The 26,290-nt window shown below is 71.7% G+C and carries 22 protein-coding genes; 7 read left to right on the plus strand and 15 right to left on the minus strand.

What is annotated here, in order from left to right; all coding sequences use genetic code 11:
* Window positions 1-4 precede the first annotated feature (4 nt).
* Window positions 5-967 carry a helix-turn-helix transcriptional regulator gene (locus tag QP090_RS16515; protein WP_285939797.1) on the plus strand — a complete coding sequence of 321 codons (963 nt, stop codon included), beginning with the start codon at window positions 5-7 and terminating at the stop codon, window positions 965-967.
* A 77-nt stretch (window positions 968-1,044) separates the two neighbouring features.
* Here the strand turns inward: QP090_RS16515 and QP090_RS16520 are convergent, their stop codons facing one another.
* Both QP090_RS16520 and QP090_RS16525 read right to left on the minus strand, forming a co-directional pair.
* Window positions 1,045-1,623: a phospholipase D-like domain-containing protein gene (locus QP090_RS16520; protein WP_285939798.1), complete on the minus strand. Its 579-nt coding sequence runs from the start codon at window positions 1,621-1,623 to the stop codon at window positions 1,045-1,047.
* 568 nt (window positions 1,624-2,191) lie between these two features.
* A complete protein-coding gene (locus tag QP090_RS16525) occupies window positions 2,192-3,544 on the minus strand; it encodes a helix-turn-helix domain-containing protein (protein ID WP_285939800.1) in 1,353 nt (450 codons plus the stop codon).
* 302 nt (window positions 3,545-3,846) lie between these two features.
* Between QP090_RS16525 and QP090_RS16530 the strand changes: the two genes are divergently transcribed.
* The 4 genes from QP090_RS16530 (at window position 3,847) to QP090_RS16545 (ending at window position 7,026) form a co-directional block, all read left to right on the plus strand.
* Entirely contained in the window at window positions 3,847-4,077 is a 231-nt protein-coding gene (locus QP090_RS16530) for a hypothetical protein (protein ID WP_285939801.1), read from the plus strand.
* The gene (locus QP090_RS16535) at window positions 4,074-4,412 is read left to right on the plus strand and encodes a hypothetical protein (RefSeq protein WP_285939803.1); all 339 of its coding nucleotides are present in this window, start codon (window positions 4,074-4,076) and stop codon (window positions 4,410-4,412) included. The genes QP090_RS16530 and QP090_RS16535 overlap by 4 nt, the downstream gene beginning before the upstream one ends.
* Window positions 4,413-4,593: 181 nt before the next feature.
* Window positions 4,594-5,349: a methyltransferase domain-containing protein gene (locus tag QP090_RS16540; RefSeq protein ID WP_285939804.1), complete on the plus strand. Its 756-nt coding sequence runs from the start codon at window positions 4,594-4,596 to the stop codon at window positions 5,347-5,349.
* Between the two features lie 183 nt (window positions 5,350-5,532).
* Complete coding sequence (locus QP090_RS16545; RefSeq protein WP_285939806.1) at window positions 5,533-7,026, plus strand: serine/threonine-protein kinase; 1,494 nt, start codon at window positions 5,533-5,535, stop codon at window positions 7,024-7,026.
* Here the strand turns inward: QP090_RS16545 and QP090_RS16550 are convergent.
* The 3 genes from QP090_RS16550 to QP090_RS16560 form a co-directional block, all read right to left on the minus strand.
* The gene (locus tag QP090_RS16550; protein WP_285939807.1) at window positions 6,990-7,931 is read right to left on the minus strand and encodes an alpha/beta fold hydrolase; all 942 of its coding nucleotides are present in this window, start codon (window positions 7,929-7,931) and stop codon (window positions 6,990-6,992) included. The genes QP090_RS16545 and QP090_RS16550 overlap by 37 nt on opposite strands.
* Window positions 7,932-7,996: 65 nt before the next feature.
* A complete protein-coding gene (locus tag QP090_RS16555) occupies window positions 7,997-10,648 on the minus strand; it encodes a helix-turn-helix transcriptional regulator (RefSeq protein ID WP_285939808.1) in 2,652 nt (883 codons plus the stop codon).
* 50 nt (window positions 10,649-10,698) lie between these two features.
* Window positions 10,699-11,166 carry a GNAT family N-acetyltransferase gene (locus QP090_RS16560; protein WP_285939809.1) on the minus strand — a complete coding sequence of 156 codons (468 nt, stop codon included), beginning with the start codon at window positions 11,164-11,166 and terminating at the stop codon, window positions 10,699-10,701.
* Window positions 11,167-11,307: 141 nt separating this feature from the next.
* On the opposite strand from QP090_RS16560, the gene QP090_RS16565 reads away from it, so the two are divergent.
* Window positions 11,308-11,631 (plus strand): WhiB family transcriptional regulator, encoded by a 324-nt coding sequence (locus tag QP090_RS16565; RefSeq protein ID WP_285939810.1) that lies wholly within the window; start codon window positions 11,308-11,310, stop codon window positions 11,629-11,631.
* A 40-nt stretch (window positions 11,632-11,671) separates the two neighbouring features.
* Here QP090_RS16565 and QP090_RS16570 read toward each other — a convergent pair whose 3' ends face one another.
* Window positions 11,672-12,457, minus strand: coding sequence for a zinc-binding dehydrogenase (locus QP090_RS16570; RefSeq protein WP_285939811.1), 786 nt, complete (start codon window positions 12,455-12,457; stop codon window positions 11,672-11,674).
* Window positions 12,458-12,477: 20 nt separating this feature from the next.
* Here QP090_RS16570 and QP090_RS16575 point away from each other — a divergent pair, with 20 nt between their 5' ends.
* Window positions 12,478-13,098 carry a rhomboid family intramembrane serine protease gene (locus tag QP090_RS16575; RefSeq protein ID WP_285939812.1) on the plus strand — a complete coding sequence of 207 codons (621 nt, stop codon included), beginning with the start codon at window positions 12,478-12,480 and terminating at the stop codon, window positions 13,096-13,098.
* A gap of 114 nt (window positions 13,099-13,212) precedes the next feature.
* Here QP090_RS16575 and QP090_RS16580 read toward each other — a convergent pair whose 3' ends face one another.
* The 9 genes from QP090_RS16580 to QP090_RS16620 form a co-directional block, all read right to left on the minus strand.
* Complete coding sequence (locus tag QP090_RS16580; RefSeq protein WP_285939813.1) at window positions 13,213-14,040, minus strand: SDR family oxidoreductase; 828 nt, start codon at window positions 14,038-14,040, stop codon at window positions 13,213-13,215.
* A 61-nt stretch (window positions 14,041-14,101) separates the two neighbouring features.
* A complete protein-coding gene (locus QP090_RS16585) occupies window positions 14,102-15,559 on the minus strand; it encodes a translocation/assembly module TamB domain-containing protein (RefSeq protein ID WP_285939814.1) in 1,458 nt (485 codons plus the stop codon).
* 82 nt (window positions 15,560-15,641) lie between these two features.
* The gene (locus QP090_RS16590; RefSeq protein ID WP_285939815.1) at window positions 15,642-16,427 is read right to left on the minus strand and encodes a sporulation protein; all 786 of its coding nucleotides are present in this window, start codon (window positions 16,425-16,427) and stop codon (window positions 15,642-15,644) included.
* A 136-nt stretch (window positions 16,428-16,563) separates the two neighbouring features.
* Window positions 16,564-17,895 (minus strand): UDP-glucose dehydrogenase family protein, encoded by a 1,332-nt coding sequence (locus QP090_RS16595; RefSeq protein ID WP_285939816.1) that lies wholly within the window; start codon window positions 17,893-17,895, stop codon window positions 16,564-16,566.
* Window positions 17,896-17,944: 49 nt separating this feature from the next.
* Entirely contained in the window at window positions 17,945-19,099 is a 1,155-nt protein-coding gene (locus QP090_RS16600; protein ID WP_285939817.1) for a right-handed parallel beta-helix repeat-containing protein, read from the minus strand.
* A gap of 51 nt (window positions 19,100-19,150) precedes the next feature.
* Window positions 19,151-20,296, minus strand: a complete 1,146-nt coding sequence (locus QP090_RS16605) for a right-handed parallel beta-helix repeat-containing protein (RefSeq protein WP_285939818.1) — start codon at window positions 20,294-20,296, stop codon at window positions 19,151-19,153.
* Window positions 20,297-20,401: 105 nt separating this feature from the next.
* Window positions 20,402-22,408: a right-handed parallel beta-helix repeat-containing protein gene (locus QP090_RS16610; RefSeq protein ID WP_285939819.1), complete on the minus strand. Its 2,007-nt coding sequence runs from the start codon at window positions 22,406-22,408 to the stop codon at window positions 20,402-20,404.
* 1 nt (window position 22,409) lies between these two features.
* Window positions 22,410-24,722, minus strand: coding sequence for a right-handed parallel beta-helix repeat-containing protein (locus tag QP090_RS16615; RefSeq protein WP_285939820.1), 2,313 nt, complete (start codon window positions 24,720-24,722; stop codon window positions 22,410-22,412).
* A 1-nt stretch (window position 24,723) separates the two neighbouring features.
* On the minus strand, window positions 24,724-25,992 hold the full coding sequence (locus QP090_RS16620) for a glycosyltransferase family 2 protein (RefSeq protein ID WP_285939821.1): 1,269 nt from the start codon (window positions 25,990-25,992) through the stop codon (window positions 24,724-24,726).
* Window positions 25,993-26,290: the final 298 nt, after the last annotated feature.

The following is a 26,290-nucleotide window of genomic DNA, read 5'->3' on the forward strand; positions in this document are numbered from 1 at the left end:
ACGCATGTTGGAGACCTCGGCTCGACTCCTCAGAATGCTGTCCCTCCTCCAGGCCCACCGGGACTGGTCCGGCGCTGAGCTGGCGGAACGGCTCGGCGTCACGATGCGGACCGTCCGGCGGGACGTGGACCGGCTGCGGGAGCTGGGCTATCCCGTGCACGCCACGGCGGGCTCACCCGGCTACCGGCTGGGCGCCGGGTCCGACCTGCCCCCGCTGCTGCTCGACGACGACGAGGCGGTCGCGGTCGCGGTGGGGCTGAGGACGGCCGCCGGGGGCACGGTCGCCGGGATCGAGGAGACGTCCGTACGGGCGCTCGCGAAGCTCGAACGGGTGCTGCCCGCACGGCTGCGGCATCGCGTGCACGCGCTCCAGTCGATGACCGTGCCCATGACGGGGGCCGGGACGCCGGTGGATCCCGACGTGCTGACCGCCATCGCCGCGGCCTGCCGAGACCATGAGGGACTGCGGTTCGACTACCGGTCGCACGGGGGTGAGCAGAGTAGTCGTTCGGCCGAGCCCCACCGGCTCGTGCATTCGGGGCGCCGGTGGTATCTCGTGGGCTGGGACGTCGACAGGGAGGACTGGCGGACGTACCGGGTCGACCGGCTGAGCCTGCGGAGGCCGAACGGGCCGCGCTTCGTCCCCCGGGACCCGCCCGCCGAGGACCTCGCCGCCTACACGTCCCGGGCGATCTCCAGTGCCCCGTACCGCTACCAGGCGCGCTTGACCATGCACGCCCCGGCGGAGGTCGTGACCGGGCACATGCCGCCGACGGTGGGGGCGGTGGAACCCGTCGACGCGGAGACCTGCGTCCTCCTGTGCGGCGCGAACAACCTCGACGAGATCGTCGTGTGGGTCGCCCTGATGGACATCGGGTTCGAGGTGCACGACCCGCCGGAGCTGGTCGAGCGGATAGCCGCCATGGCGAGCCGCCTCCACACGGCATCGAGAACCACGGACCGCTGATCACCACCGGAGGCCGCCACCTTCAGCACTGCCGGGTGCGTTATTCGCCGTGGTCATGCACGGTCTCGTTCACGCCGTCAAACGGTGCCGAGGCCCGGGATCGGCCTGCCGCCGTTCCATAGCTCGGCGACGTGGAAGGCGAACCGGTCGAAGAGACCGTCCTCCTGGCAGCGCCGCAGGTGCAGCATCGGGGAGTCATGACCGACGAGGTTGGCCAGGTGCGGGGTCACCAGCATCTCGTCGTCGAAGACGAAGACGCTCATCGCGACGTGGTCGTCTCCGTAGCGGGCGTCGATCCCGGAGGTCGCGGCGATCTTGGACAGCTCGTCCAAGGTGATCCGGATGCGCGTGCTCACGGTCAGCGGAACCGACTCCAGCTCCTCGCGGTGCCGCGTGACCTCGCTCTCGGGATCGCCGACGAGGAACCGCACGCTGCACCCGCGTTCCGCCTTGCGCCGGAGCGCGGCGCGCAGGTTCGGGATCTCCAGCCACAGGAAGTAGTTCGTATAGCCGGCGAAGGTCAGCTCCTTGTGGGCCCCGCTGATGAGGCGGCGCCACACGGACTTGGGACACGCCGACCGGTACGGGTACACCGCTATGACCTCACGGTCCGGCCCGGTCTTGACGTTCTTCCGGATGGCATCGGGCCACAACACGGCCTCATCAACTCCCAAGACATCCGACGCGGCCCAGCGGTGCCGAGGGTGCGGTACACGACCTTCATCGGCCACCCATCGGGCCACTGTCTTAACGTCCACGCGACACGCTTCCGCGAGTCCCTGCTCCGTCAGTCTCGCACCGTCCCGACGAACAGAGTGAACGTCGTATGTTTTATGGCACGTACCTATGAGTGGAGGGCTTTGGACATTCGGGTGAGCTGATCTGAGCCGATCCGGTGACCGATCACGCCGATCTCGTCAGCGCCGATGCCGAGCACCAGGGTCCGAATGTCTGCGCGAGCTGGGCTTTGACCGGCGCCAAGAGAGGGCTTCGGATCCGATCATGTCCGCCAAACGCCGTTGCCCGGCCAGGACGGACGCCAGCGTTTCCAACACGGCGCTATCGAGCCGTGCGGGCCGTTTGAGGGTGAAGTTGAGTCTGTCCGCATCGTCCGGCGAAAGCACGCCGTTCGCGCCGGCCGGGTGTGCGGGCGGGTTCTCGCCGAACAAGTCGTCCTCCGATATGCAGGGGGTGATGACGGGCGTGTTCGCGACGATGCCGGGATCAGACGCCAGTGGTCAGCGCCTGCAATTCCCGGGCGGCTGGGAGCTTGCGAGCCTGCTCGGGGACGGCGTTGAGGACGTGGCGGGCGGTGAGCACCACGCGCTTGATCCGCCGGTCCGGTGGGACGGTGCCGATGATGTCCAATGCCCGCCTACTGGCCTCGTCCGGATCTGAGCGTGCGTGGAGGGCGGCGCCGTAGAGGCTCAGTTGGGCTGACGAGTAGAGGTGGGTGTCCGGACCATAAAAGCTGTGGGCGGCCCGTTGCGCTTCGTCGGCATCGCGATGACGTCCAGCGAGGGAGTACACGCAGCTTTGATCGAAACGGAGTAGTTCCTCGCGGCTGGGTTCACTGGACGGAAGGCGGTCGAAGGTCTCTTCGGCGCGACGGATGGTGCCCACTGCCGCGTCATGGCGGCCCATGAACGCCAATACCTCCGCCTCCACGGTGGTCGCGTACATGAGCGTGGTACTCGGCCGCCGCCCCGCGCGCCGACGTGCGTCGCGGGCGAGTGTCAACAACTCGGTGAGGTTCTCGCGGGGCTCCGCGATGCGGTTGGTCACTTCCCAGCTACGGGTGTAGGCGGAGAGGAGACCGTCTCCGGACCTGTCGGCCAGATCACGCGCAGTAAGCCACCAACGGCCGGCCAGACGCTGATCGCCGAGTTGAACCGCGGTGCCCGCGATGAGGTAGGCGTGCTTGGCGGCGGCATGGGCGAGGTCGCGTTCCACATCCTGTGGTTGGCCCTTGGACAGGTGGGGGGCCATTTCCGCCCAGTCGCGGGTCAGTCCGGCCAGGACGATCTGCGGGGCGTCGATGACATAGCTGCGCATGTGGACGGCATAGCCGGCCGTCCAGTCGTCGATCATGGCCTGCGACACGCTCGCACCCGGTAGCCGCGGTTGGCTCTCCTGCCATGCCCGCGTCAACGTTGTGAGGATCGGGGCCACGGTCGCGCCGGCAGCCAGAGCAGCACCGTCGTGAAGTAGGTCTCTGCGTCGCACGGGGCCTTCCTCCTGACCGGAGGGTCGCGGATCTTTCTCCAGAGTAGGCGGCGGGACGCTCTGCGCGTCGAGTGCGGCCGTCCCGAACAATTCGTCCGCGGGGATACCGAACGCGGTGGCATAGACCAAGCGGTATCGCTCGCTGATGCCGACCTTGTCCGCTTCCCAGCGCTTGACGTAGGAGATCAGTGTGTCAATCTCTGGACGCTGTCGATCGATCATGGCGTCGTGAAGATGTCGGGCCATTTCGGGCTTTAACCAACCGCGTCGCTTGCGTTCGGAGCGGAGTCGTGCGCCATGTGTACGGCGTTGCGTCGCGCTCGCGCGGAGATCCTCGGCCTCTGTGGTCATCGCTACCTCTTGGCCCGGAGGGTCGTGTGCTCCGGATTGCTCCCTGTGGCTTTCGGGTGCTCCCCATTGTGCCCCTGCCGGTGCGATGCGTGACGCGGTTTCACTGTCGGTAGGCAGGATGCTCGTCGGCCATCGGGGTTCCGTGTGGTTCGAGCGAAACAGGCGGCCCCGGGCCGGTGCGGTAACACCGGCGGTTCCGGGGCCTTGATCCGACAATGGAGGTCGGACCCATGGCAGATCGTAGGACTCGGGACGCCCGGCTTGCGGCTTTGGGCGCGCATTTGGGTGCGAGGCGGTTCGAGGTGGAGTTGGTCGAGGCTGGGCTTCGGGTGGTCGATCCTCAGGCGGAGGGGTGCTGCGAGAAGGTCCGGATGGCTGGGGACGTGATCATGTGTGCGCCGCGGTCGAGTGATGGTGGGCGGTGGTGGTTCTTCACGTCGTGGCGGGAGCCGATCGCGCCTGCGGACGAGATCATCAACGCGGCCGTGTTCATCCTGGGCTACCTGGGCAAGCGGTCCGAGGCGGGACGGTGACCGTCGCGGCGCCCTGGGCGGTACTGGAGTTGGACCCCGACCAGGTGATGGCGGAGCTGCACCGCCGTTTCCCGCGAGTGCGTGCGGCGTGGCTGGGGGAGTTCACCGGACGCTGGTGGGCGGTGACACGCGACCAGGCAGGACGTGACCTCCTGGTGGAGGCGGCGAACCCCGTCGCGCTGGCGCGGAGCCTGGACGAGCTGGGTGCCGGGCGGTCCGTCCCTCACCGCGCGCGAGCCGTACAGACCGGCGCGGCGGTGCGGCGCACACCTCCCCGGCGCCGCACCGCCGCGCCTCCAGGGTGGTGGCGGCTGCTCGGGCGCCTGGTGCGGTGAGATCCGCGCGGGCGTGCCGGAGCTGCTGGCCGAGATCGAGCGCTTGGCCGCTCTGCGGCAATCTCCGCCCGCGTCCCGGGGTCATAGCCAACACTGGAGATGAGAGCACGGGGAGGCGTTGGCAGTGACGGTTGTCGCGGACGCCTTTCGGGTCGTTGATCGGCGCGCTTTCATCCCGGACGTGGTCTGGGTCAGGCGGGACGATGGGTGCGCCGTCCCGCTTCGCCGGCAGGACGACCCCGACGCCTGGGAGGCCCTGTGCGCCTCTGGCGAATCGATCACCACGCAGGTGGACGACGGGGCCGCCGAAAAGGGGACCTGGTCGACCAGTTCCAGCAGCGCGGTCCACATCATGACCACGATGCTGGAGGCGCTCGATCTGGCGGCGGGCATGCGCGTCCTGGAGGTCGGGACGGGGACCGGGTACAACGCCGCGCTGCTCGCCGAGATCGTGGGCGCTGAGAACGTCGTCAGCGTCGAGATCGATCCGGGCCTCGCCGAGCAGGCACGCGGCTCGCTACGGCGGAGCGGCCATGCGGAGGCGGTCGTCACTGCGGACGGCGGGTCCGGCTACCCGGCAGGCGCTCCGTACGACCGGGTCGTCGCCACCGCCGCGGCCACCGAGGTCCCCTATGCCTGGGTGGCGCAGACGCGTCCCGGGGGGAGACTCCTCGTTCCTTGGGGGCCTGGGGTCCATCCCGACAATCCGCTGGCGCTGCTGACGGTGCAGGACGATGGCACCGCGGTGGGACGGTTCATCGCCCCGGCCTGGTTCATGCCGCTGCGCGGCCAGCGGTGCTCGGCGCGGGTCACTGCGGAGGCCGAAGAGCGATGGGCACGGGCGGGGCGGCCCGACCGCTCCCGGTACGGGATCAGCGTGTCCGCGGGGGGACAGCGGGTTTGGCTTGATTCTCCAGACACGCCGATCAGCCCTTGACGGCGGTGTGCGTGACGATCGCGCTGGCGAGTTTCTCGTGCGCCCGCGGGTGGCGGGAGCGCCACAGGTGGACTCGCCTTGCCCGCCGCTCCGCCGGGGTGGGAGCCTGAGTGAGAGCCACGGCCGACCCCGCATCGCTCCCCGGCCACTGCCGCTGACTCCCATTACAGGACAAGCAGATCGATGACGTCACAAAACACCGAGGGCTGGTCCACCGCCGCCTCGAACGTCCGTCCGCTCGAACCCGACGACCCCACGTCCGTCGGAGAGCAGCGGCTCTTGGGCCGGCTCGGCGAGGGCGGCATGGGCGTGGTCTATCTGGGCCTGGGCCTCTCCGGGCGGAAGGTCGCCGTCAAGGTGATCCACCGCGAGCTGGCCCGCGACCGGGAGTTCCGCGCGAGGTTCGACACCGAGGTGGCCAGCGCTCAGAGCGTCGCGTCCTTCTGCACGGCGCAGGTGCTCGACCACGGCGAGGAGGACGGGCTTCCCTACCTGGTCACCGAGTACATCGACGGGCCGTCCCTCAACGAGTACGTCGAGGCGCACGGCGGCTTCCCGCCCGGCGCGCTGCGCAGCCTCGCGGTGGGGGTGGCGACCGCCCTGACCGCGATCCACGCCCTCCGGCTGGTGCACCGCGATCTCAAGCCGCACAACGTGCTGCTCGCGGCCGACGGGCCCCGCGTGATCGACTTCGGCATCGCGCGCGCTCTGGACTCCGAGAATCCGCACACCCGGACCGGCGTCGTCATGGGCAGTCCCGGCTACATCGCTCCGGAGATGGCGTTCGAGGGACAGGTCGGCACCGCCGCCGACGTCTTCGCCTGGGGGACCCTCGTCGCGTACGCGGCGACCGGACGCCACCCGTTCGGCACCGGGACGCTGCCCGTCCTGGCCAACCGCGCGCAGCAGGCCGAGTACGACCTGTCGGGCGTGCCGCAGGACCTCCTACCGATGATCCAGGTCGCCCTTGACCCCGACCCGGCGCGGCGGCCGGCCGCCGAGGCCCTGCTCGTCCGGCTCGTGGGCGATAAGGATCAGGAGGGGGCGGCCAGCGACCTCATTCACAACGAGTGGCGCCCAGGACCGGTCACACCAGCGGCCGAGTCGCGGACGATTCCGCGTCCGTCGAAGCGCCGGACGTGGGGTGTGGCGGGTGCCGCGGCCGGAGTGACCGCGCTGGTCATGCTGGGGGCGGCGAGCGCGGTGGTCTACACCCTCGGCCGCGGATCGGACGGCGACCGGTCCCAGGAGCCGCTCGCGGCGGTCTCCTCCCCGACCGCCACGCCGACTCCCCGGCCCAGTTTGCCGACACCGAGCACGACGCCCAGGACGTCCAAGAAGAGCGGCAAAGCCAGCGCGAAGCCCGCCAGGAAGCCCAGTGCGAAGCCCAGCGCGACGCCCACGATCACGGTCACGCGCCCCACCAAGCGCTGGCGCGAGCTCGGCGGTCTGCACCGCATGGCGACCTACTGCAAGGGACTCGGGTACAAGGAGACGGTCACCTTCTCCGAAGGAGGCCGCAACTGGTGGTGCACAGACTCCGGGGGCGGTCCGCACCGCATCGATATGCAGGCGAACTGCCGGTGGCACTACCAGCGCTTCAGCAAGGTCCGCGCCGGACAGCGTCCCACCTCCGGCCGCTACGAGGTCGACTGGTTCTGCGAGGCCCTGGTCTGAAACCGGACGGCGGTGTGCGTGAGGATCGCGGTGGCGAGTTCCTCGTGCACCTGCGGGGGCAGCGTGTGGCCCATCCCCTCGATCATCAGCAGCTCCGCGCCCGGGACGGCGGCGGCGATGAGGGCGCCGTGGCCGGGCTTGACGGGCTCGCGCGTCCCCTCGACGACCAGTGTGGGCGCGGTGATCCGTTCGAGCAGGCCCGCCGGTTCCCAGTCGGGTGCGGCGGCGAACGCCCTCGGGTGGTTGGCCACCGTCGCGGGGTCGCGGTCCCGGTCGTGGATCCGCTCCTCCTGCCGGCGCTGCTCGTCCTCGTCGAACGGGAGGCCCGGGCCGTGCAGCATCCGGGCCAGCTCGATCTGGAACGCGACCTGCGACCGCCGGTCCGCGCCCGGCGGGTTCGCCGCCGCGTCCGCGAAGAAGCGGGTGAAGGAGGGCAGCGGGTAGGGCAGGTCGTCCGGACGCGGCGGCTCGCCCGTCAGCGCCCGGGTGACCGTGCGTCCCTCGCCGCCGCCGAGGGGGGACGAGCCGATGGTCGTCAGTGTCAGGACCCGGTCCGGGTGCTCGGCCGCGATCCACTGGGAGAGGATCCCGCCGGCCGAATGCCCCACCAGGTGTGCGGCGCCGATCCCGTACGCGTCGAGCACGCCGAGTACGTCGTCCTTGATGTCGGCCCACGTGTAGGGGCGGGCGGCGAAGTCGATCGCGCTGGACCGCCCCGTGTCGCGGTGGTCATAGCGGATGACCCGCCTGCCCGCGGCGGCGAGCCGTCCGACGAACGCGTCCGGCCAGACCACGCCCTGCGACATCGACCCCATCACCAGCAGTACCGGTGGGTGCGCCGGGTCCCCGAACTCCTCGGTCCACAGCTCGATGTCCCCGACGGTCACCATGCGTCCAGCGGCCATGTGCACTCTCCCTTGTCTCGGTGGCATCAGCCTCGCCGACGCGGGCGCGCGCGCCATCCGTAGGACTACTGGGCGTGGACCGTCCAGTAGCGGGACAACTCGGTGCGGGAGGTCACGCCGAGCTTCGGATAGACCTTGTACAGGTGGTATTCGACCGTCCGGGGGCTGAGGAACAGTCGTGCGGCGACCTCGCGGTTGGTGGCGCCTTCGGCGACCAGCCGGACGATGCGCAGCTCCTGAGGGGTCAGTCCGTTCAGCGCACCGGACGCGGGGGCGGCGCCCGCTTCACCGGCCGCCCGCAGCTCGCTCAGCGCCCGCTCCGTCCAGGGGGCGGCACCGGCTCGCTGGAACGACTCGGCCGCAGTACGCAGCGGTGTCCGTGCGTCTGCGGGACGGTGCGCCCTCCGGAGCCGTTCGCCATAGAGCAACGCAGTACGGGCTTCCTCGAACGGGGCGCCGCTGTGCAGCGGCAGCGCCTCCTCGTAGAGGCGGAGGGACTTGTCACCGTCCTCCAGCAGAGCGCGGCAGCGCAGGAGCAGAGCACGCGCCTGCGCGGTCTCCGCGTTCACCGCCCACCGTTCGTACGCCGCGACGGCCTCGCGTGCCGCGTCCAGCTCCCCACAGCCGACGGCGGCTTCCACGCGGTCCGGCGTCGAGCGCCATACGGTCGCGGGGTGCCCTAGTCCCGGTCCGGCGGTCACCATGCCTGCGAATCGTGCGTGCGCGGTGGCGAACCGGCCCTTCCCTAGGGCGAGAAGCCCCAGGGCGTACGTCGCGACGCTCACCCGTAGACCGGCCCTGTGCGGGATCGCGATGGCGAGGGCCTCGTGCGCGTGGCGTTCGCAGTCGGCCTCTTCTCCCTGTATGGCCGCCACTGCGGCGAGGTTGGCCAGGTGTGCCGCGGCGGAGTTCGCGTACCCGGCCTCCTGAGCGAGCGACAGTCCCTCCTCAGAGAGCGCGGCGCTCAGCGCGAACCGGCCCTTGACGCGCTCGGCGGTGGCGACGTACTCCAGGACGACCGGCAACTGCCCGACCATCCCGGAGACCCGTGCCACCTGCCCTGCCCGGATGATGAACTCACTACTGGCGTCCGCCTCGCCCAGATAGGTCGCCGCCGCTGCCGACCACAGCAGCTCGGCCGCCTGCTTCGGCTCGTCCGCCCGGCGCAGCCACGTGCGCAGCAGCGGCGCGCCCCGTTCGGGGTCGCCGCCGAGCAGCGCACCGGTGCCGACCAGCATTCCTTGCAGGAAGGACTCGGGCAGCGCCTCGGCCTGGCGGCCGATGTCGACGATCGCGGCGACATCGCCGACATAGCTCGCGGCCTCGGCGGCGTCGGACAGCATCTCCAGCGTCCGGGCGGGATCGACGCCGGCGTTCTCCAGGAAGATCCGCTGTGCCTCGGACGCGTCGCCCGAGCACAGCTCGAACCGTCCGCGAAGCTGGGCCAGCTCCGCGCGCCGCCGCGGGTCGCCGGTCAGCTCCCGCGCCTCCGCCAGGCAGGTCTCGGCCAGCCCCGGCCGCCCTCCGAGCCACGCGGCCGTGGTGGCGTCGATCAACCGGCGCGCCCGCAGCTCCCGGCCGGGGGTCAGCTCGGCCGACTTCACCAGTGCGGACGCGGCGTCGGCGTACCCGCCCCGCGCGCTCGCCCGCGCCGCCGACTCGGCCAGCTCGTCCGCGACCCCGGCCTGCCGTCCCACCGCGGCCTCCGCCCGGTGCCAGGCCCGCCGCTCCGGGTCGTCGACCGTCTCGGCGAGGGCCGCGTGCGCCCGCCGCCGGTCCGGTGCCCGGTAGGCCGCCGAGCGGATCAGCGGGTGCCGGAAGCGCAGCACCGGGCCGTCCACCGTGATCAGTCCGCTCGCCTCGGCCGGCTGGAGCGCCTCCGCCCCGGCCTCCAGCCGCCCGGCCGCCCGCAGCACCACGTCGAGGTCTCCCTGGCCCTCGGCCGCCGCGACGAGCAGCAGCAGCCGGGTCGCGGCGGGCAGCCGTCCGACCTGGTGGGCGAAGAGGTCCGCGCCGGCGGGCAGCGGATCGGGGAGCGGGCTCCGGCCGCCGAGCTGCCCGGGGGTCAGGATCCGGGCGGCCTCCTGGAGCGCCAGCGGGTTGCCGCCGGTGAGCGCGACGAGCCGTTCGGCGATCGGCCGGATCGCGCCGTCCCCCAGCAGCGGAACCGCCTCCTCCACCGCCAGACCGGTGATCTTCGCGACGGGGAGGTCCCGGATGTCGCCGCCCTCGCGGGCGGCGATCAGCATCCCCACCCGCTCGCCGCCGAGGCGCCGCGCCGCGAAGAGCAGCGCGTCGGCGGACGCCTGGTCGAACCACTGGAAGTCGTCCACGAGGCAGAGCAGCCCGCCGTCGCCCGCCGCCTCGACCAGCAGGGACAGCACCCCGGCCGACACCAGGAACCGGGCGTCGCCGCCGGCGGACGCGGCCAGTCCGAGCGCTCCGCGCAGCGCGTCGCGCTGGGGCTCGGGCAGCGCGCCGGCCAGGCCCGACACCGGACGCAGGAGCTGGTGCAGCGCGGCGAACGCCAGCCCCTGATCGGGCTCGGCCCCGGTCGCCCGCAGGACCGGTGTCCCCGCCCCGGCGGCGTACTCCAGCAGCGCGGACTTCCCGATCCCCGCCTGCCCGCGCAGCACCAGCGCCCGGCCCCGCCCGGCGCGCACATCGTCCACGAGGGCGTCGATCGCCGCCCGTTCCGTCCCCCGGCCATGCAACATGCGTCAATTGTGCGGGATGCGGCGGAGTGGTCTCCGGTCGTCGGGGGCGGCTACAGGTGGAGCTTCATCCCCATGTGGGACGGGCGGAAGCCGATCTTCTGGTAGAAGCGCACCGATTCGGGACGCTGGCGGTCGGTGGTGAGCTGGATCAGGCGGCAGCCGCGCTCGCGGGCCCGTTCGATGGCCCAGCCGATCATGGACTGGCCGATGCCCCGGCCGCGCTGCTCGGCGGCCACCCGGACGCCCTCGATCTGGGCGCGCAGGCCGCCGGTGTAGGTGAGTCCGGGGATGTAGGTGAGCTGCATCGTGCCGGCGAGGGCGCCGCCGACCTCGGCCACGACGAGGATGTTGTCGGCGCTCTGGGTGATCGCGGCGAAGGCGGCGAGGTAGGTCTCGGGGACGGTCCCGGCGGGGGTCTCGCGGGTGGCGCCGAGCGGATCGTCGGCCAGGAGTCGGACGATTCCGGGCAGATCGTCCGGCGTTGCCTCGCGAAAGGTCACTTCTTGATCACGCTGCACGTCAACAGGCTATCCGGACGCTACGTTGCATTGCTCACCATGACTTGTAGTACTACCGCTCGTAGTACTACGTTGAGTGGAAACCACACCGATCCGTGAACTGCCGGTGTCCGGCACCCCGGAGCGCCGCAGGGAGAAGCCATGTCGAAGACGACTCACGAGGAACACTGGACCGACCACGCCATCTGCCGCGGCGCCGATCCCGACCTCTTCTTCCCGATCGGCTACGCCGCCGAGGTGCTCCAGGAACAGCAGCGTGCGGCCAAGGCCATCTGCGCCAACTGCCCGGTATCGGCCGCCTGCCTCACCTGGGCGCTGCGCGTGGGCGAGCCCGACGGGATCTGGGGCGGGACGACCCCCGAGGAGCGGCGGCACCTGCGCCGCGCCGCCGAGGCCCCGATCCGGCACCGGCTGCCCGTCATCGCCGTCCGCGGCGACGTCGAAGAGGCCGAGCAGGCCGCCTGACCGTAGTGCCGGGCCGCATGGCCCGAGGCCGGGCGGGACGTCACGGGATCAGCGCCACCTTGCCGACCACCCGGCGGCCCAGCAGGTCGTCCAGCACCGTCCCGGCCGCTTCCAGGGGCTCGGTGCGGGGCGCGACCGGGACGAGCCGTCCGCCCGCGACCAGCGTGAGCAGCTCGCCGAGCAGGGCCTGCTGGTCGAGCGGACGCGACATCGCCCACGCGCCCCAGTCGACCCCGACCACGGTGTTGTTGCGGAGCAGCACCTGATTGAGCGGCAGCGCCGGGATCCCGCCCGACGCGAACCCGATCACCGCGTACCGGCCGCCCTCGCGCAGCGCGCGCAGCGCGGGGTCCGCCAGCGCCCCGCCGACCGGGTCGTACACCACGTCGACCCCGCCGTCCGACCAGGTCCGGACAGCGGCCTTGACATCCTCGGCCGTGTCGATCGCCGCCTCCGCGCCCGCGGCGAGCGCCGCCTCCCGCTTCGCGGCGGACGAGGCGCCGGCCAGGACCCGGGCGCCGAGCGCGGTGGCCACCTGGACGGCCGCCAGCCCGACCCCGCCGCCCGCGCCGAGCACGAACACGGTCTCCCCGGCGCGCAGCCCGGCCCGGTCGCGCAGCCCGAACAGCGCCGTGCAGTGGCTCTGCGTAAACGTGGCCGCCCGCGCCGCGTCCAGCATGGCCGGAATCGGCACCGCGGCGGCGGCCGGCACCGCGACCCGCTCGGCGAACCCGCCGAGGCCGCACATCGCCAGGACCCGCGTCCCGGCGGCGGGCGGGCACCATCGGGGGACCGGGATCGTTGGGCACGATGACGGCACGGTCATCCAGATCTACGGTGGCGTACATGAGCTATCCCCCGGTCCCCGAACAGCAGCGCTCAGCAGGACTGGCCACGCAAGGCGCCCGCGCGGTGTCGGCGGTGGTCCTGATCGGCCTGGTCACGGCCGTGATGTGGGTCCTGGAGGCGATCGACTGGGCGGTGGACGGCCGGCTCGACCAGTTCGGCATCCAGCCGCGCGACGTGAACGACCTCCCCGACATCTTCACCGCGCCCTTCATGCACGCCGGCTTCGGGCACCTCATCGGCAACACCGTGCCGTTCGTGATCCTGGGCTTCCTCGCGGCGGTGCGCGGCATCGCCAAGTTCCTCGGCGCCAGCCTGATCGTCATCGTGGTCGGCGGGATGGGCGTCTGGTTCACCAGCTCGGCCAACACGCTCGGGTCCAGCATCCTGATCTTCGGATTCTTCGGCTACCTGCTCGGCCGGGGCGTGTTCGAACGCCGCCTGCTCGACATCGCGATCGCCGTCGGCGTCGTCGCGGTGTACGGCACGATGCTGGTCGGCGTGCTCCCGAGTGACCCCGGCATCTCCTGGCAGGGCCACCTGTTCGGGCTGATCGGCGGCGTGCTCGGCGCCTGGGCCCTCCGCCACCGCCGGGCCACCGCCGCGCCGGCGGTCGACTGACGTCCCGTCCCGCATCGGACCGCGCGGCCGGACCTGGCCCGCGGCGGCCCGGCGCCCCGTCCGACGATCCGCCCGGCCCCGGAAGCCGGAGCCGGACGGACGCCCTGCCGGCGTTCAGGCCGGGCGGACGGTGACATCGGAGACCACCGCGTCGCGCGGCGTCTCGATGGCCGCGACCAGCACCCGCGCCACGGTGGCCGGCGCCGCGAAGTCGTCGGCCGCGTACGGCTGGCCCTCCTGCGCGCGGACCCGCTGCTGCATCTCGGTCGCGGTACGGCCCGGGTAGACCGTCGTGACCCGCAGCTCGGGCTCCTCGGCGCGCAGCGAGTCGGCCAGCGCCCGCAGCCCGAACTTGCTCGCCGCGTACGCCGCCCACTCGGGGTTGGCGCGCAGCCCGGCGGTGGAGTTGACGAACACCACGTGCCCCTTGGCCAGGCGCAGCGACGGCAGCAGCAGCCGGGTCAGCTCGGCCGCCGACACGAGGTTGACGTTGAGGTGGTCGATCCACTCGTCGGCCTCGAGCTCGGCCACCGGCGACAGGCGCACCATGCCCGCGGCGTGGACGACGCCGTCGAGGCGTTCGGGCAGCCCGTCGACGGCGAGCGCCGCCTCCAGTCGCCGCGGCTCGTTCAGGTCGAGCGGGGCGGTCCGGATCGACGCCCGCACCGCCGTGCCGCCCGCGCCGGCCACGGCTCCGCCCGCGCCGCCCGCTCCGCCCGTGCCCGCGACGCTGCCCGTGCCGGGGACGGCCGCCGGGCCGTCCGGGGTGGTCATGATGACCTGCGTGGCCGCATGCGAGCCGGTGCGCAGCGAGCTCGCCAGCCGGTCCAGGCGGTCGGGGGAGCGGGCGACCAGGATCAGGTCGTGCCCGCGTCCCGACAGCAGCTCGGCGACCGCCGCGCCGATGCCGCCGGTCGCCCCCGTGATCAGATACGTGCCCATGAGGCCCCATTCTCGTCGATCGTGTACACCTCGCACCCTGGTCGATGCGCGTGGCGGCGGGTCAGTTCGGGCGGAGCACCCGGGTGACGCCCGCGATGAGCGCGGTCGCCAGCACCCAGCCGGTCGCGACCAGACTGTAGGCCACCCAGCGGGACCAGCCGTGCGGATCGAAGGACGACTGCTGCCCGAAGGTGTCGATCGGGATCAACAGGTCGAGCGAGTACACCAGCGCGTGGAACAGCGGGCGCTCCTCCGGCGGCTTGATCGAGGCGGGCCGCTCGAGGGTGAAGACCGTGGTGCCGATCGCCAGCAGCACCGCGAACCACATGAACGCCAGCCACGGCCGGTACCCGTACCCGACCGTCCAGTCGAGCAGGTGGTTCCAGCCCCGCGCGACCGGGTTGAGCCTGCGGCGGCGGGCCCGCAGCTTGGCGAGCTGCACCTTGCGGGCCAGGTCGTCGTGGCCGATCCCGTGGTACCAGTTGGCGAGCTGCTCGTAGGGCTGGAGGTGGAACTGCTCGTCCCGCGCGACCCAGCGCAGCCGGTCCTGGAACATGCCGCCGCGCAGCGTCTCGTAGGTGAGCCCGTTCAGCCACAGCTCGTCCGGCCAGATGTCGGGATGATCCATGATCACCGCGATCCGGGAGTACGACAGCGACACCCGGCCTTTGATCTTCTCCTGCGGCCAGAGGATCAGCTCGTCCGCCTGGATGTGGCTGGCGTGCAGCGCCATCCGGCCCGGGTCGCAGGAGTCGAGGGTCGCCTTGGAGAAGGACAGGATGCCGTCGAAGCGCGCGTTCCGCAGCCGGACGGTGCCCTCACCGCGGAACCCGTTGCTGAACTCGGCGGCGTCCTCGACCACCATGTTCTCGGCGTCCAGCGCGAGGCGGCCCGGGTTGCGCAGCGTGGTGCCGTCCATGAACAGGCCGCCGTTCATCCGGGCGCCGACCAGCCGCACCCCGCCGGTGAACTCGGCGTTCCGGATGAACGCGCCGACGTCGACGACCAGGCCGCCGGAGAACAGCGCCCACCGCGCCGGGTCGGTCACGGTGACCTTGGTGCCGTTCATCCGGAGCCCGCCGGCGAGCTGGGCGCGCGGCATCCGGACCTCCCCGTCGATCACCGACCCGGACAGGCTGAGGTAGCCGTCCGCGCGCAGCCCGCCGCCGTCGAAGCCGGGCATCGTGCAGTCGGACAGCCGGAGCTGCCGGGTCTGCGCGTTGGAGAAGTCGGGCGCCTCGACCAGGCGGCAGTTCTCCAGCCGCAGCTCGTGCGCGACGCTCCCGCCGGAGATGTCGAGCCTGCCGATGATGTAGGCGCCGTGCAGCCGGACGGCGGCGACGAACCCGGGCCGGGTCTCGACCGCGCCGAGCAGCAGCCGGCAGATCACCTCGGCGCGCACCATCCGGTCGGGGTGCGGGCCGGCGGGCCGTTCGTCGCCCAGGACGACCGCCGTCCCGGTCGGGAAGGCGGTCCAGAGGCGTCGTTCGGCGTCGTTCAGTCCTGGGGGCTCTGCCACCGGCTCGCTTTCTGTGGGGGGTCCCCTCTGCGATCAGGCCCGATCGCAGAGGGGGACGGTCGAGAGGCGGTCCCCCCGGGGGTTAGAAGAACCCCCGCCGCCGTCCGGCCTCCTGGAGGAAGCCGTCGAGCCGGCTCTCCCAGTCGGTGTGGTCGACGCTCGCGTAGTCGACGGTGAAGCGGCCGAACGCGTCGTGCCCCTCGGTGAACGCGCCGCCGCGCTTGTCGAGCTCGAGGACGACCTCCATCGACCCGGCACCGGACACGAAGGTGACCTCGAGCTGGTTGATGCCGCCCGCGTACTGGCCGGGCGGGTGGAACTCGATCTCCTGGTAGAAGGGCAGCTCCTGGTGCACGCCCCAGATGCGGCCCTGCTCGCAGTCGGCGTTGCGGAAATGGAAGCCGAGGTTGCCGAACGCGCCGAGGATCCGCTCCTGGGCGGGCAGCGGGTGCACGGCGATCGGGTCCAGGTCGCCCGGGTCGAGCGCCCCGGCGACCTCCAGCTCGGTCGCGAGCCCGACGGTGGTGCCGCGCAGCGGCTGCCCGTAGAAGTGCGTCAGCGGCGCCTCCCACGGCACCTGGAACTGGAACGGGACGGTGTGCCCCGCGCCCTCCTCCAGGGCGAACCCGCCCGCGACGGGCATCTTGGCGTACTCCAGGTTCGAGGTGTACTCGTTGTCGCCCGACTCCACCTCGACCCGGGTGCGCAGGGCCAGGTTCACGGCCTTGATGTCGGAGTTGTACCTGCCGCCGATGATGGTGATCTCACCGGTGACGATGCCGCCCGGTGTGGTGCCGGCGCTGCGCAGCACCGTTTCGATGGACGGTCCCCCGACGCCCATCGCCTGCTTCAGCTTCTTGAAGACCAAGGCCCTGTTCCTCCCGTGTGCGGGCGTGGCGTTCGCCCTAGGTCCAATAGACGCCCGTCAAGGGCGATACGTTCCACCTCGGCGGCGGGCTGCCGGGGACGGCGCGGAGCGGCTCGGTCCGCGCGGCCGGGGACGGTCAGGAGCGGCCCAGCGCGCGGTACTCCCAGCCCGCGGCGCGCCACTGCCCCGCGTCCAGGGCGTGCCGGCCGTCCACGATCCGCTTGTGCTTGACCACCTCGGCGAGCGCGCCCGGGTCGATCTCGCGGAAGTCCGACCACTCGGTCAGCAGGACGACGACGTCGGCGTCCTGCGCGACGTCCAGCGCGTTGTCGCCGTACCGCAGCTCGGGGAACGCGCGGCGGGCGTTGTCGAGCGCGGCCGGGTCGTAGACCCGTACGTGGCCGCCGAGCCCGTGCATGGTGCGCGCCACGTCCAGCGCGGGCGCGTCGCGGATGTCGTCGGAGTTGGGCTTGAACGCCGCGCCCCACGCCGCGATCCGCTTGCCGGAGATCTGCCCGCCGAGCAGCTCGCGGACCAGGTCCACGGTGCGGGCGCGGCGCCGCCGGTTGATGTCGTCGACCTCGCGCAGGAACGACACCGCCTGGCCGACACCGATCTCCTCGGCGCGGTGCGCGAACGCGCGGATGTCCTTGGGCAGGCAGCCGCCGCCGAAGCCGAGGCCGGGCTTGAGGAACTTGCCGCCGATCCGGTCGTCCAGCGCGAGCGAGTCGGCCAGGTCCTTGATGTCGGCGCCGACCGCCTCGCAGACCTCGGCCATCGCGTTGATGTAGGAGATCTTGGTGGCCAGGAACGAGTTGGCCGCCACCTTGACCAGCTCGGCGGTGGCGAGATCGGTGCGCACCACCGGGGTGCCGAGGTCCAGCACCGGCTTGAACGCGGCGCGGAGCCGCTCCTCGGCCCAGTCGGAGGCGACGCCGAACACCATCCGGTCGGGCCGCATGGTGTCGTCGACGGCGAAGCCCTCGCGCAGGAACTCGGGGTTCCAGGCCAGCTCGACGCCGGTGCCCGCGGGCGCCAGCTCCTGGACGAGCCCGGTGAGCCGCTTGGCGGTGCCGACCGGCACGGTCGACTTGCCGACCACCAGCGCGCGCCGGTCGAGATGCGGCGCCAGGGTGCGCACGGCCGCGTCGATGTAGGTGAGGTCGGCGGCGTCCGAGCCCGGCTGCTGCGGCGTGCCCACGCACAGGTAGTGCACGTCGCCGAACTGGCCCGCCTCGGCGAACGAGCTGGTGAACCGCAGCCGGCCCGACTCCAGGGCCTTGGCGAGCAGCTCGGGGAGGCCGGGCTCGAAGAACGGGACCTCGCCGGCCGCGAGTTTGGCGATCTTCCCCTCGTCGACGTCCACACCGAGCACCTCGAAGCCCAGCACGGCCATGCAGATCGCGTGGGTGGCGCCGAGGTAGCCGGTGCCGATGACGGTGAGCCTCGGGGACTCCGTCGCGTTCATTGCCTTCTCCTTGTGCTGATGACGGATGTGGCCGGGCTCCCGCAGGCCCTCAGGAGCACGTGCCCTTGTTGATCAGTCTGCCGCCCTTGACCCGGTTGTCGCAGGCGACCCTGTTGCCACCGGAGTTCAGGTTCACGCCGAAGCCCTTGGCGCCACCGAGATCGATGACGTTGCGGCGGAAGACGTTGCCGGTTCCCCAGCCCTGGTACTCCTCGTGCGTCTGGAATCCGTCGGCGACGGTCCGGGCGCCGCGGTTCCCCTCGATGACGTAGTCGTTGCCCTTGGCGTCGACCCACGAATCGTTCACCTTGTCACCCGACAGCTCGGAACCGTCGAAGACATTCCCGGTGAGCTTGCCGCCCGTGGTGCCCTCCTTGATGTCGACCGCCTCGGCGGTCGCCCGGATCCGGTTGGCGGCCACCAGGTTGTTGTCGCTCCGGTCCGGCCGCCCCTGTGTCAAGGTGCCCCAATTGTTGTGCGAGGAGCCGAGGTAGACGCCCTCGCCGAAGCGGGGGTTGCGCCGTCCGGTACCGGAGATGCTGTTGTACTGCACGGCGTTGCCGGAGCTGAAACGGCGCAGGTGGATCGCCTCGTCGCCGGTGTCGCGGACGGTCAGCCCCTGCACGACCGAGCCGCTGGAGCCGTCCAGCATGACGCCCTTCTGGCTGTTGCGGACGGTGAAGCCGAGGAGCCGCCAATGGCTCGCGCCGTCGAGGTGGAGGCCGTAGCCCTTGCCGGCGTCGCCGCCGTCCAGGATCGTCCGGGGCCCGCCGCAGAGGAAGACGGGCTTGTCCGGCGTGCCCGACTTCTGTGTCGCGAACCGCCCCCGGTAGGTGCCCGGGGCGAGCCGGATCACCTGGCCGGGCTCGGCGACGTTCAGCCGGTTCTGGAGGTCGCCGCCGTTCTTCACCGTGATGGACGCGTCCGGGCAGCCGATCCGCTTCTGCGATCCGGGCAGCGGCAGGTTCTGCGGCTGCCGGGACGTGCCCGCCCCGTTCCCCGCGGCGCCCGCCGCGCCGGCGCCCCCGGCACCGGCCCCCGCGCCTCCGGCGGACGGCGCCGCCGTGCCGGGCGCCGCGAAGGGGTCGGCGCCCGGCCCGGTCCCGTCCGGCTCGCCGCCGCCGTCCGTGGCCACCAGCACCAGGGCGCTGGTGGCCACGGCGCCGACGACCAGCACCCCGGCGAACCTCAGATCGATCTTCACAGTGCACCCCCGTGGGCGAACCGCGCCGCCCGCGGGGGCGACGGGGCCGTGTCAGCCGCACTTGCCCTTCGTGGTCAGCGGGCCGCCGGTCACCTTGTTGTCGCAGGCGATGGTGTTGCCGCCCTTGGTGTCGTTGATGCCGACGCCCTTGCCCCCGGCCAGGTCGATGGTGTTGCCGCGGAAGACGTTGCCCTTGCCCATGCCCGGCCGGATCTCGTGCGTCTGGAAGCCGTCCACGGGGGTCTTGGTGCCCTTGTTGCCCTGGATCAGGTAGTTGTTCCCCTTGACGTCCACCCAGGAGTCGTTGTGCTTGTCGCCGCCGGTGGCCGACCCGTCGAACACGTTGTTGAGGATCTTGCCCCCGGTGGTGCCCTCCTTGACGTCGATCGCCTCGGCGGTCGCCCGGATCACGTTGCCGCGCACCACGTTGTTGTCGCTCTTGTCGGGCTTGCCGCCGGAGTTCTCCGTCCAGTTCGACTCGGCGCTGCCCAGGTAGACGCCCTCGCCGAACTTCTCCCGCCGCAGCCCGGTGTTGTAGAGCTTGTTGTACTGGACGGTGTTGCCGGTGGAGAAGTTGCGCAGGTGGACGGCCTCGTCACCGATGTCGTGCACCTCCAGGCCCTGGATGATCGACCCGTTGGTGGTGTCGCCCATCACGCCCTTCTGGGAGTTCTGCACCGTGAAGCCGATGAGCCGCCAGTAGTCGGCCTTGTTGAGGTGGAAGGCGTAGCCCTTCTTCGGGCCGCCGCCGTCGATCACCGCGTCCTTGTCGCCGCACAGGAAGATCGGCTGCTGCTCGGTGCCGGAGGTCTGCGCGACGAACTTGCCCTCGTACCTGCCCGCGTTCATCTTGATCACGTCGCCCGGCTGGGCGCCCTTGACCGCGGCCTCCAGCGAGGCCGCGTCGGTCACCGTCCTGGTCGGCTTGGGGCACTCGATCTTGCCCTCGCCCGCGGGCACCGGCAGGGTGAGCGCGGCGCCCGGCTGGGCGCCCCCGCCCTTGCCGTCGTCGCCGTCGTCGCCGTCCGCCGAACCGCCGCCGGGGGCGGTGCCGGCACCGGCCGGTCCGGTGCTCCCGGTGTGTTTCGGATCGCCGCCGCCGTCGTCCCCGCCGACGAGCAGGAACACCAGCCCGCCGACGACCACGGCGCCGACCAGCAGGCCCACGAGGAACTTCACGTCGATCTTGATCGTCATTGCTGAACTACTCCTTGGATGACCGCTGTGCGACTCACTGCCCGCCTGCCCGCCCGCCGTTCGTCCGCTCGTCCGCCCGCTCGCCGTCCGGCCACCGCCGCCGGGCTACCGGCGGGCCGGTCTGCCGGCCCGCGCTCCGGCCGGCGCTCCGGCCCGTTCCGCGGCGCCTTCGGCGTTCTGCTCAGGGCCGGTGGTGGCGCGGCGCAGCAGCCGTACGGGGCGTTCCTCAAGCTTGTCCTGTTCCTCGTAGGGGTGGGCGCCGCGCCGTCCGATCCGCAGCCCGGCGCCGCGCGAGCGCAGCATTGAGATCGCCACGAGCAGGAAGACGCCGGCCCAGATCACGTTCATCGGCTTGAAGATCCGCTTGATCCAGGTCCAGAACCCGGCGGTCTTGTGCCAGCCCTTGGCGTTGTTGCGCACGTTCTGGTACTTGCCGGTCGCGCCGTCGACGTCCATCGCGCTGGTCCCCGCGCCGCTCAGCGTGTTGCCGGTGAGCGAGGTGCCGGTGACGTCGCCGCGCAGCGTGAGGCCGTGCCGCTTGGCCGACTGCACCGTGTTGCCGCTGAGGGTGCCGTTGGAGCCGCGCAGGTAGAGCGCGGTCTCGGTCCCGGTGACGACGTTGCCCGAGACCGACGCCCCGGTGACGCCGTCGCGCAGCACCACGCCCTGCCGGGCGGGCCGGTTGATCTGGTTGCCGGCGATCTGCACCCGGGTCGCCTTCTCGCGGACCACGATGCCCATGTCGCCGCCGGAGATCCGGTTGTTCTGCACCGCGACGTTGTCGCCGCCGAGCAGCTCCACCCCGTACCGCCGGTTGTTCTTGGCGATGCTGCTGCTCACCAGGTTGCCGCCGAAGCTGGTGACCGACTCGCCGGACGCCGACGGGCCCTCGGCGAGCGCCTGCCCGTTGAGGGTGAAGCCGTTGCCGCCGTTGCCCTCGGACGTGCAGTTGGTGACCCGCACGCCCTCGGTCCCGCGGGACAGCACGAACCCGTCGCCGCGGCTGCCGGTGACCGTGGTGTTCTCGATCGTGGCGTTCTTGGCGAACCGGTGCAGCAGCACCCCGTGCACCAGGCTGTTCCTGATCGTGTTGTTGGTGAGCTGCGTCTGGTTGGACGCGGTGACGAACAGCCCGTAGGCGCTGCCGTCGAAGGTGGAGTGGTCGATCGACCCGCTCACCAGGTTGCCCGCCGGCACGTGGAAGGTGACGCCCTTGCCGCCCCCGCCGGCCGCATTGACCTCGACCTCCTCCCGGTTGCCCCGGGTGGGCTCGCGGGAGCCGTTCGGCAGCGTCACCGCCTGCGGCGGGGCGCCGGTGGACCGCTCGGCGGACGAGTCGGGGCGGTCCGAGCCGGTCAGCGCCACGCCGCCGGTCCGGCCGCTCCAGAACCCCAGGTCGGAGACCTGGGTGTACTTCATGCCGAAGTCGCCGCCGATCGCCCGGATGTAGGAGCGCCCGTCGGCGACCTGCCGGTCGGGCTTGCGGGTGTCGTCGTTCCAGCTGGTGAAGCGGACCGGGTTCTGCGCCGACCCGTTGATCTTCACGGTGCCGCCGGCGCTGACGATCGAGGCGAACGACCCCGGGACGCTGCGCATCCGGATCGTCAGCGGCCCGGTGGAGCTCTGGAGGATCAGCTTGCCGCCCGCGGCGACCATGATGTTGACGCCGAGCAGGTAGGACCCGTCGCCCTGCTTCTGGAAGTCCTGCCCGGCCAGCTTCTCCAGCTCGGCGACGTAGTAGGGCTGGCGCCGCTGCGGCAGCATCAGCGTCCGCCCGTTCGCCGAGGTGAGCAGCCGCGGCACGCGCGCCTGCTGCGCGGCCGGCCCGCCGCCCGCCAGATCCGACTCGTGCTTGGCGCGGATCTGCATGACCCGCAGGTCCTCCTGGTCGACCAGCGTCGCCTGCTGCCGCGCGGCCTCGGCCGTCACCTCGTTGACGTCCGGCATGCCGGGCGTCCGGTCGGCGACGTAGGTCCGGTAGACGTAGGTGCCGCCGCCCGCGAGGCCGAGCACGAGCACGGTCGTCACGATCCTGCCGAGGCCCGACTTCTTCCGGGGCGGCGGCTCGGCCTGCTCCGGCCCGGCGCTCGCGGCCTTCCTGCCGTCGGCCATGTCAGACCCCCCCTCGGTCGGGCTGCGGGACGCCGTGCCGCGGCGTCGGATGCGGCGGGGTCTGCGGTGGCGGTACGGGCCGCGGCCCCGTCTGCTGCGGCGAGTGCGGCGCGGACGGCTGCGGACCCCGCGGCTGCGGCATCTGCGGCGGGACCGGCGCGGCGGCCATCCCGTGCGCGCCGGCCGGCCGCTGCCCGTGCTGCGGTCCCGCCGCGCGCCGGCCGCCGCCGGACGGCATCGGCTGCGGAGCCCCCGGCCCACCGGGCGGCGGAGCCGCGTACCGTCCGGCCGCCTGCTGCCCAGGGCCCTGCCCGCCCGGTACGGGACGTCCGGGCGCCATGCCCGCCCCGCCCTGCCCGACGGGCCTGCCGGGCGCGCCCGGCGCGCCTGGGGCGCCCGCCATGGCCGGCTGCCCGGGCCGTCCGGGTGCCGGGCGGCCGGGACCGCCCTGGCTGCGCGGCAGGCTCCACACCTGCCGCTTCGCCATCGGCTGCTGGAGCGAGTACGGGTGCACGCCGCTCCTGCCGATGCGCAGCCCGCCGTTGCGGGACCGGAACATCGAGAAGAGGACCACGGTGAACACCCCGGCCCAGATGAGGTTCAGCGGCGTCATGTAGCGCTGCGCCTTCATCCACAGCGACGCGGTGTCGGTCCAGCCCTCGGTGTTGTTGTCCTCCTTGGCGACCGTGCCGTGCGCCCGCGAGGTGCTCACCGCGCTGGTGCCCCGTCCGTTGAGCGTGTTGTCGCGCACCTCCGAGCCGCCGGACGCGCCCTTGAGCGTGATGCCGTGCGCGGTCGCGCCCTGCACCACGTTGCCCACCAGCTTGGCGCTGGCGTTGCGCAGGTAGATGCCGGTCTTCGCACCGGTCACCGTGTTGCCGGCCAGGCTGGCGCCCTTGACCCCGTCGCGCAGCGCGATGCCCTGCCGGACCTGCTGGGAGAGCTGGTTCCCCGAGATCTGCACCTCGGTCGCCGCCGCGCGGACCACGATGCCCATGTCGCCGCCGATGACCTTGCTGTTCTGCACCGAGAGCTTGTCGCCGCCCATCAGCTCGATGCCGTAGTGCCCGTTGCCCTGGGCCACGCTGTTGTTGATCGAGCTGTCGCCGAAGCTCTCCAGCGACTCGCCCGACGCGGACGGCCCGCCGGCGAGCGCCTGCCCGTTGACGGTGAAGCCGTTGTGCCCGTTGCGCTCGGACGTGCAGTTGGTGACGCGGACCTTCTCGGTGGCCCGGGACAGCACGAACCCGTCGCCGCGGCTGCCGGTGACCAGGGTGCCGGAGATGTTGGCGTTCTTGGCGAAGCGGTGCATCACCAGCCCGTTCACCAGGCTGTTCTCGATCCTGTTGTTGGTGACCTGGGTCTGGTTGGAGCCGGACACGAACAGCCCGAACGCGTCGCCGCTGATCGTGCTGTTGTCGATCGAGCCGGTGACCAGGTCGGCCGCGGGCACGTGCGTGGCGGTGCCGCCGGGCTTCTCGATCTCGATGTCGCCGGGGCCCCCGCCGCCCCCGCTCTGGCCCGGCTGGTTCTGCTGCTGCCGCTTCTTCTTGGCGGCGTGCCGCTGCTCCTTGTTGAGGTGCTTGGCGGCGCTCGCCGGACGGTCGGTGCCGGTCAGCGCGATCCCGCCGGTCCGTCCGCTCCAGAAGCCGAGGTCGGACACCTTGGCGTACTTCATCCGCAGGTCGCCGCCGACGGCGCGGATGTAGGCGCGGCCGTCGGCGACCTGGGTGTCGGGCCGCCTGGTCCGCGGGTCCCAGCTGGTGATCCGCACCGGCTGCCGCCGGGTGCCCTCGATCTTGATGCTGCCGCCGAAGCTGACGATCGACCCGAACGCGCCCGGCATGCTGCCCATCCGCAGGGTGAGCGGCCCGGACGGGTTCTGGAGCACCAGCTTGGCGCCGTCGGCGAGGAACACGTGGATGCCGAGCAGGTACCCGCCGTCCGCCTGCCGCTGGACGTACCTGCCTCCGTACTTGGCCAGGTCCGCCACCGTGTAGGGCCTGCCGCTGTTGACCGCGGGCAGCACCAGCGTCTTGCCCTGGGCGGAGCCGAAGATCTGCGGGCGCTTCCACTGCGCGGTGGCGTCCCCGCCGATCTGGAGGATCGCGGCCAGCACCGACCGCACCTGCATGATCCGCTGGTCCTCCTGATCGACCAGGGCGGCCTGCCGGGTCGCGTCGGCCAGGGGGGCGGCGTGCGCGGACGGCGGCGCGGCGCCGCCGGGGGACAGTCCCAGGGGCAGCGCGGCCAGCGCGAACGCCAGCGCCGGCCCGGCGGACGCGATGCGGCGCCCGAGCGGACGAACCGTCACCTCAGCCCACTCCCTGGAGCGATCCGGCGCTCTGCCCGGCGCCGCCGACCTGGTCGGAGGTGCGGGTCAGCCAGCCCTGCTTGTTCATCGTCACGAACGCGTACAGCTTGATCGGCAGCGAGATCATGATGATCACCAGCGCGGTCAGCGGCAGCAGCAGGATCTCGGCGGGATGCCGCTTGATGTGCGAGTAGCCGCGCACGCCCCGGCCGAGCAGCACCCAGCCGACGGCGAGGGTGATGCCGAGCGGGTGCAGGTTGTCCATCATCCGGCTGAAGATCAGGTAGCCTAGGGTCACGCCCATCGTGACCGGGGTGAGCAGGATCTGGAGCACCGTGACCTTGGTGACGAACGGCGTCTTCCACAGCCAGCCCTTCCACAGGGCGGTCAGGTAGCAGCGGTAGGAGTTGCGGCTCCACCGCACCCGCTGCTTGACGAAGGCGCTGAACTTGTCCGGGAACATCGAGATCGCGCGCGCCGACGACTGGTGCACGGTCTTGTAGCCCTGGGAGAGGGTCAGCCAGGTGAGCCGGCCGTCGTCGCCGGCGATGCAGCGGCGGCCCATGAAGAACTCGTTCTCCAGGTTCTCCACCACGGGCAGGATCACCGAGCGCCGGTAGGCGGCCGTCCGGCCGGATAAGCAGGCGACGCCCCCCTTGGAGCCCATCGCCGGGACGTAGTCGTAGTAGCGGAGGTTGACCAGCCAGTCGGCGATCCGGCGCCACACGCTGCTGGTGCGCTGGTACACGTTCTGCTGCGTTCCCACCCCGCCGACCTGCGGGTCCTCGAACGGCATCTGCACCGCGTCTAACAGGCCCGGCTGCCATAAGGTGTCGGAGTCGGCGAACACCACGATCTCGCCGCGGGCGGCGCGGATCCCGACGCCGAGCGCCGAGCGCTTGCCGGAGTGCTCGTAGACCAGCACGTGCAGCCGCGGGTCGGTGACCTGCGCGAGCCGGCGGTGCCCCTCGGTGTCGCCGACGTCGATCACGATGATGATTTCGCTGGGGTTCTGGACGAGCCAGCTCTCCAGGCAGCGGATCAGGATCTCGGGGTCCTCCCGGTACGACGGGACGACGGCCGAGACCGTGGTGCGGAAGTTGTTGACCACGGGCTTGTCCATCCGGGACAAGATCACTCGGTAGAGCCAGAGCGACCAGACCAGCAGTCCCGCGAAGCCCAGCGGAACGAACTTCCGCCAGTCGCCGCCGGCCGTCGCCCCCGCGATCGCTCCCCAGGCGTCATTGAGCCACCCAGTGACAGACGACAAGGCGTTCTCCCTCCATCTGGTGGCCGCGGGAAGAGGGGCTGACCCTTGTGACCCGCGACACCACCAGTAAGAGTGAGTATCCAGCCGAATGGTTCACGATTGCCGGATCCGGTCACCGGCAAGAACAGAGCCCTGCCGAATATCGGTTCAGTGAGGGCGTCGTCAAGCGATTCGAGGCAGAGAGTCTACATATTGTGGCGTCCGTCGCGGTTCGGAGTGTCGGCGACATCCTTATAGAACATCCGACTGGGAGTTGATGTAGCTGTATAGGGATTTGAGTCCTATTTATCGCTTGTTG

Origin of the sequence: Actinomadura xylanilytica (assembly GCF_030283145.1) — a bacterium.
Taxonomy (GTDB): domain Bacteria; phylum Actinomycetota; class Actinomycetes; order Streptosporangiales; family Streptosporangiaceae; genus Spirillospora; species Spirillospora xylanilytica.

What these genes read in the sequence shown, in the direction of transcription:
- QP090_RS16515 (WP_285939797.1), top strand. Translation starts at nt 5, where the DNA reads ATGTTGGAGACCTCGGCTCGACTCCTCAGAATGCTGTCCCTCCTCCAG.
- QP090_RS16525 (WP_285939800.1), bottom strand. Translation starts at nt 3,544, where the DNA reads ATGACCACAGAGGCCGAGGATCTCCGCGCGAGCGCGACGCAACGCCGT.
- QP090_RS16545 (WP_285939806.1), top strand. Translation starts at nt 5,533, where the DNA reads ATGACGTCACAAAACACCGAGGGCTGGTCCACCGCCGCCTCGAACGTC.
- QP090_RS16550 (WP_285939807.1), bottom strand. Translation starts at nt 7,931, where the DNA reads ATGGCCGCTGGACGCATGGTGACCGTCGGGGACATCGAGCTGTGGACC.
- QP090_RS16555 (WP_285939808.1), bottom strand. Translation starts at nt 10,648, where the DNA reads ATGTTGCATGGCCGGGGGACGGAACGGGCGGCGATCGACGCCCTCGTG.
- QP090_RS16565 (WP_285939810.1), top strand. Translation starts at nt 11,308, where the DNA reads ATGTCGAAGACGACTCACGAGGAACACTGGACCGACCACGCCATCTGC.
- QP090_RS16570 (WP_285939811.1), bottom strand. Translation starts at nt 12,457, where the DNA reads ATGACCGTGCCGTCATCGTGCCCAACGATCCCGGTCCCCCGATGGTGC.
- QP090_RS16575 (WP_285939812.1), top strand. Translation starts at nt 12,478, where the DNA reads ATGAGCTATCCCCCGGTCCCCGAACAGCAGCGCTCAGCAGGACTGGCC.
- QP090_RS16580 (WP_285939813.1), bottom strand. Translation starts at nt 14,040, where the DNA reads ATGGGCACGTATCTGATCACGGGGGCGACCGGCGGCATCGGCGCGGCG.
- QP090_RS16595 (WP_285939816.1), bottom strand. Translation starts at nt 17,895, where the DNA reads ATGAACGCGACGGAGTCCCCGAGGCTCACCGTCATCGGCACCGGCTAC.
- QP090_RS16605 (WP_285939818.1), bottom strand. Translation starts at nt 20,296, where the DNA reads ATGACGATCAAGATCGACGTGAAGTTCCTCGTGGGCCTGCTGGTCGGC.
- QP090_RS16610 (WP_285939819.1), bottom strand. Translation starts at nt 22,408, where the DNA reads ATGGCCGACGGCAGGAAGGCCGCGAGCGCCGGGCCGGAGCAGGCCGAG.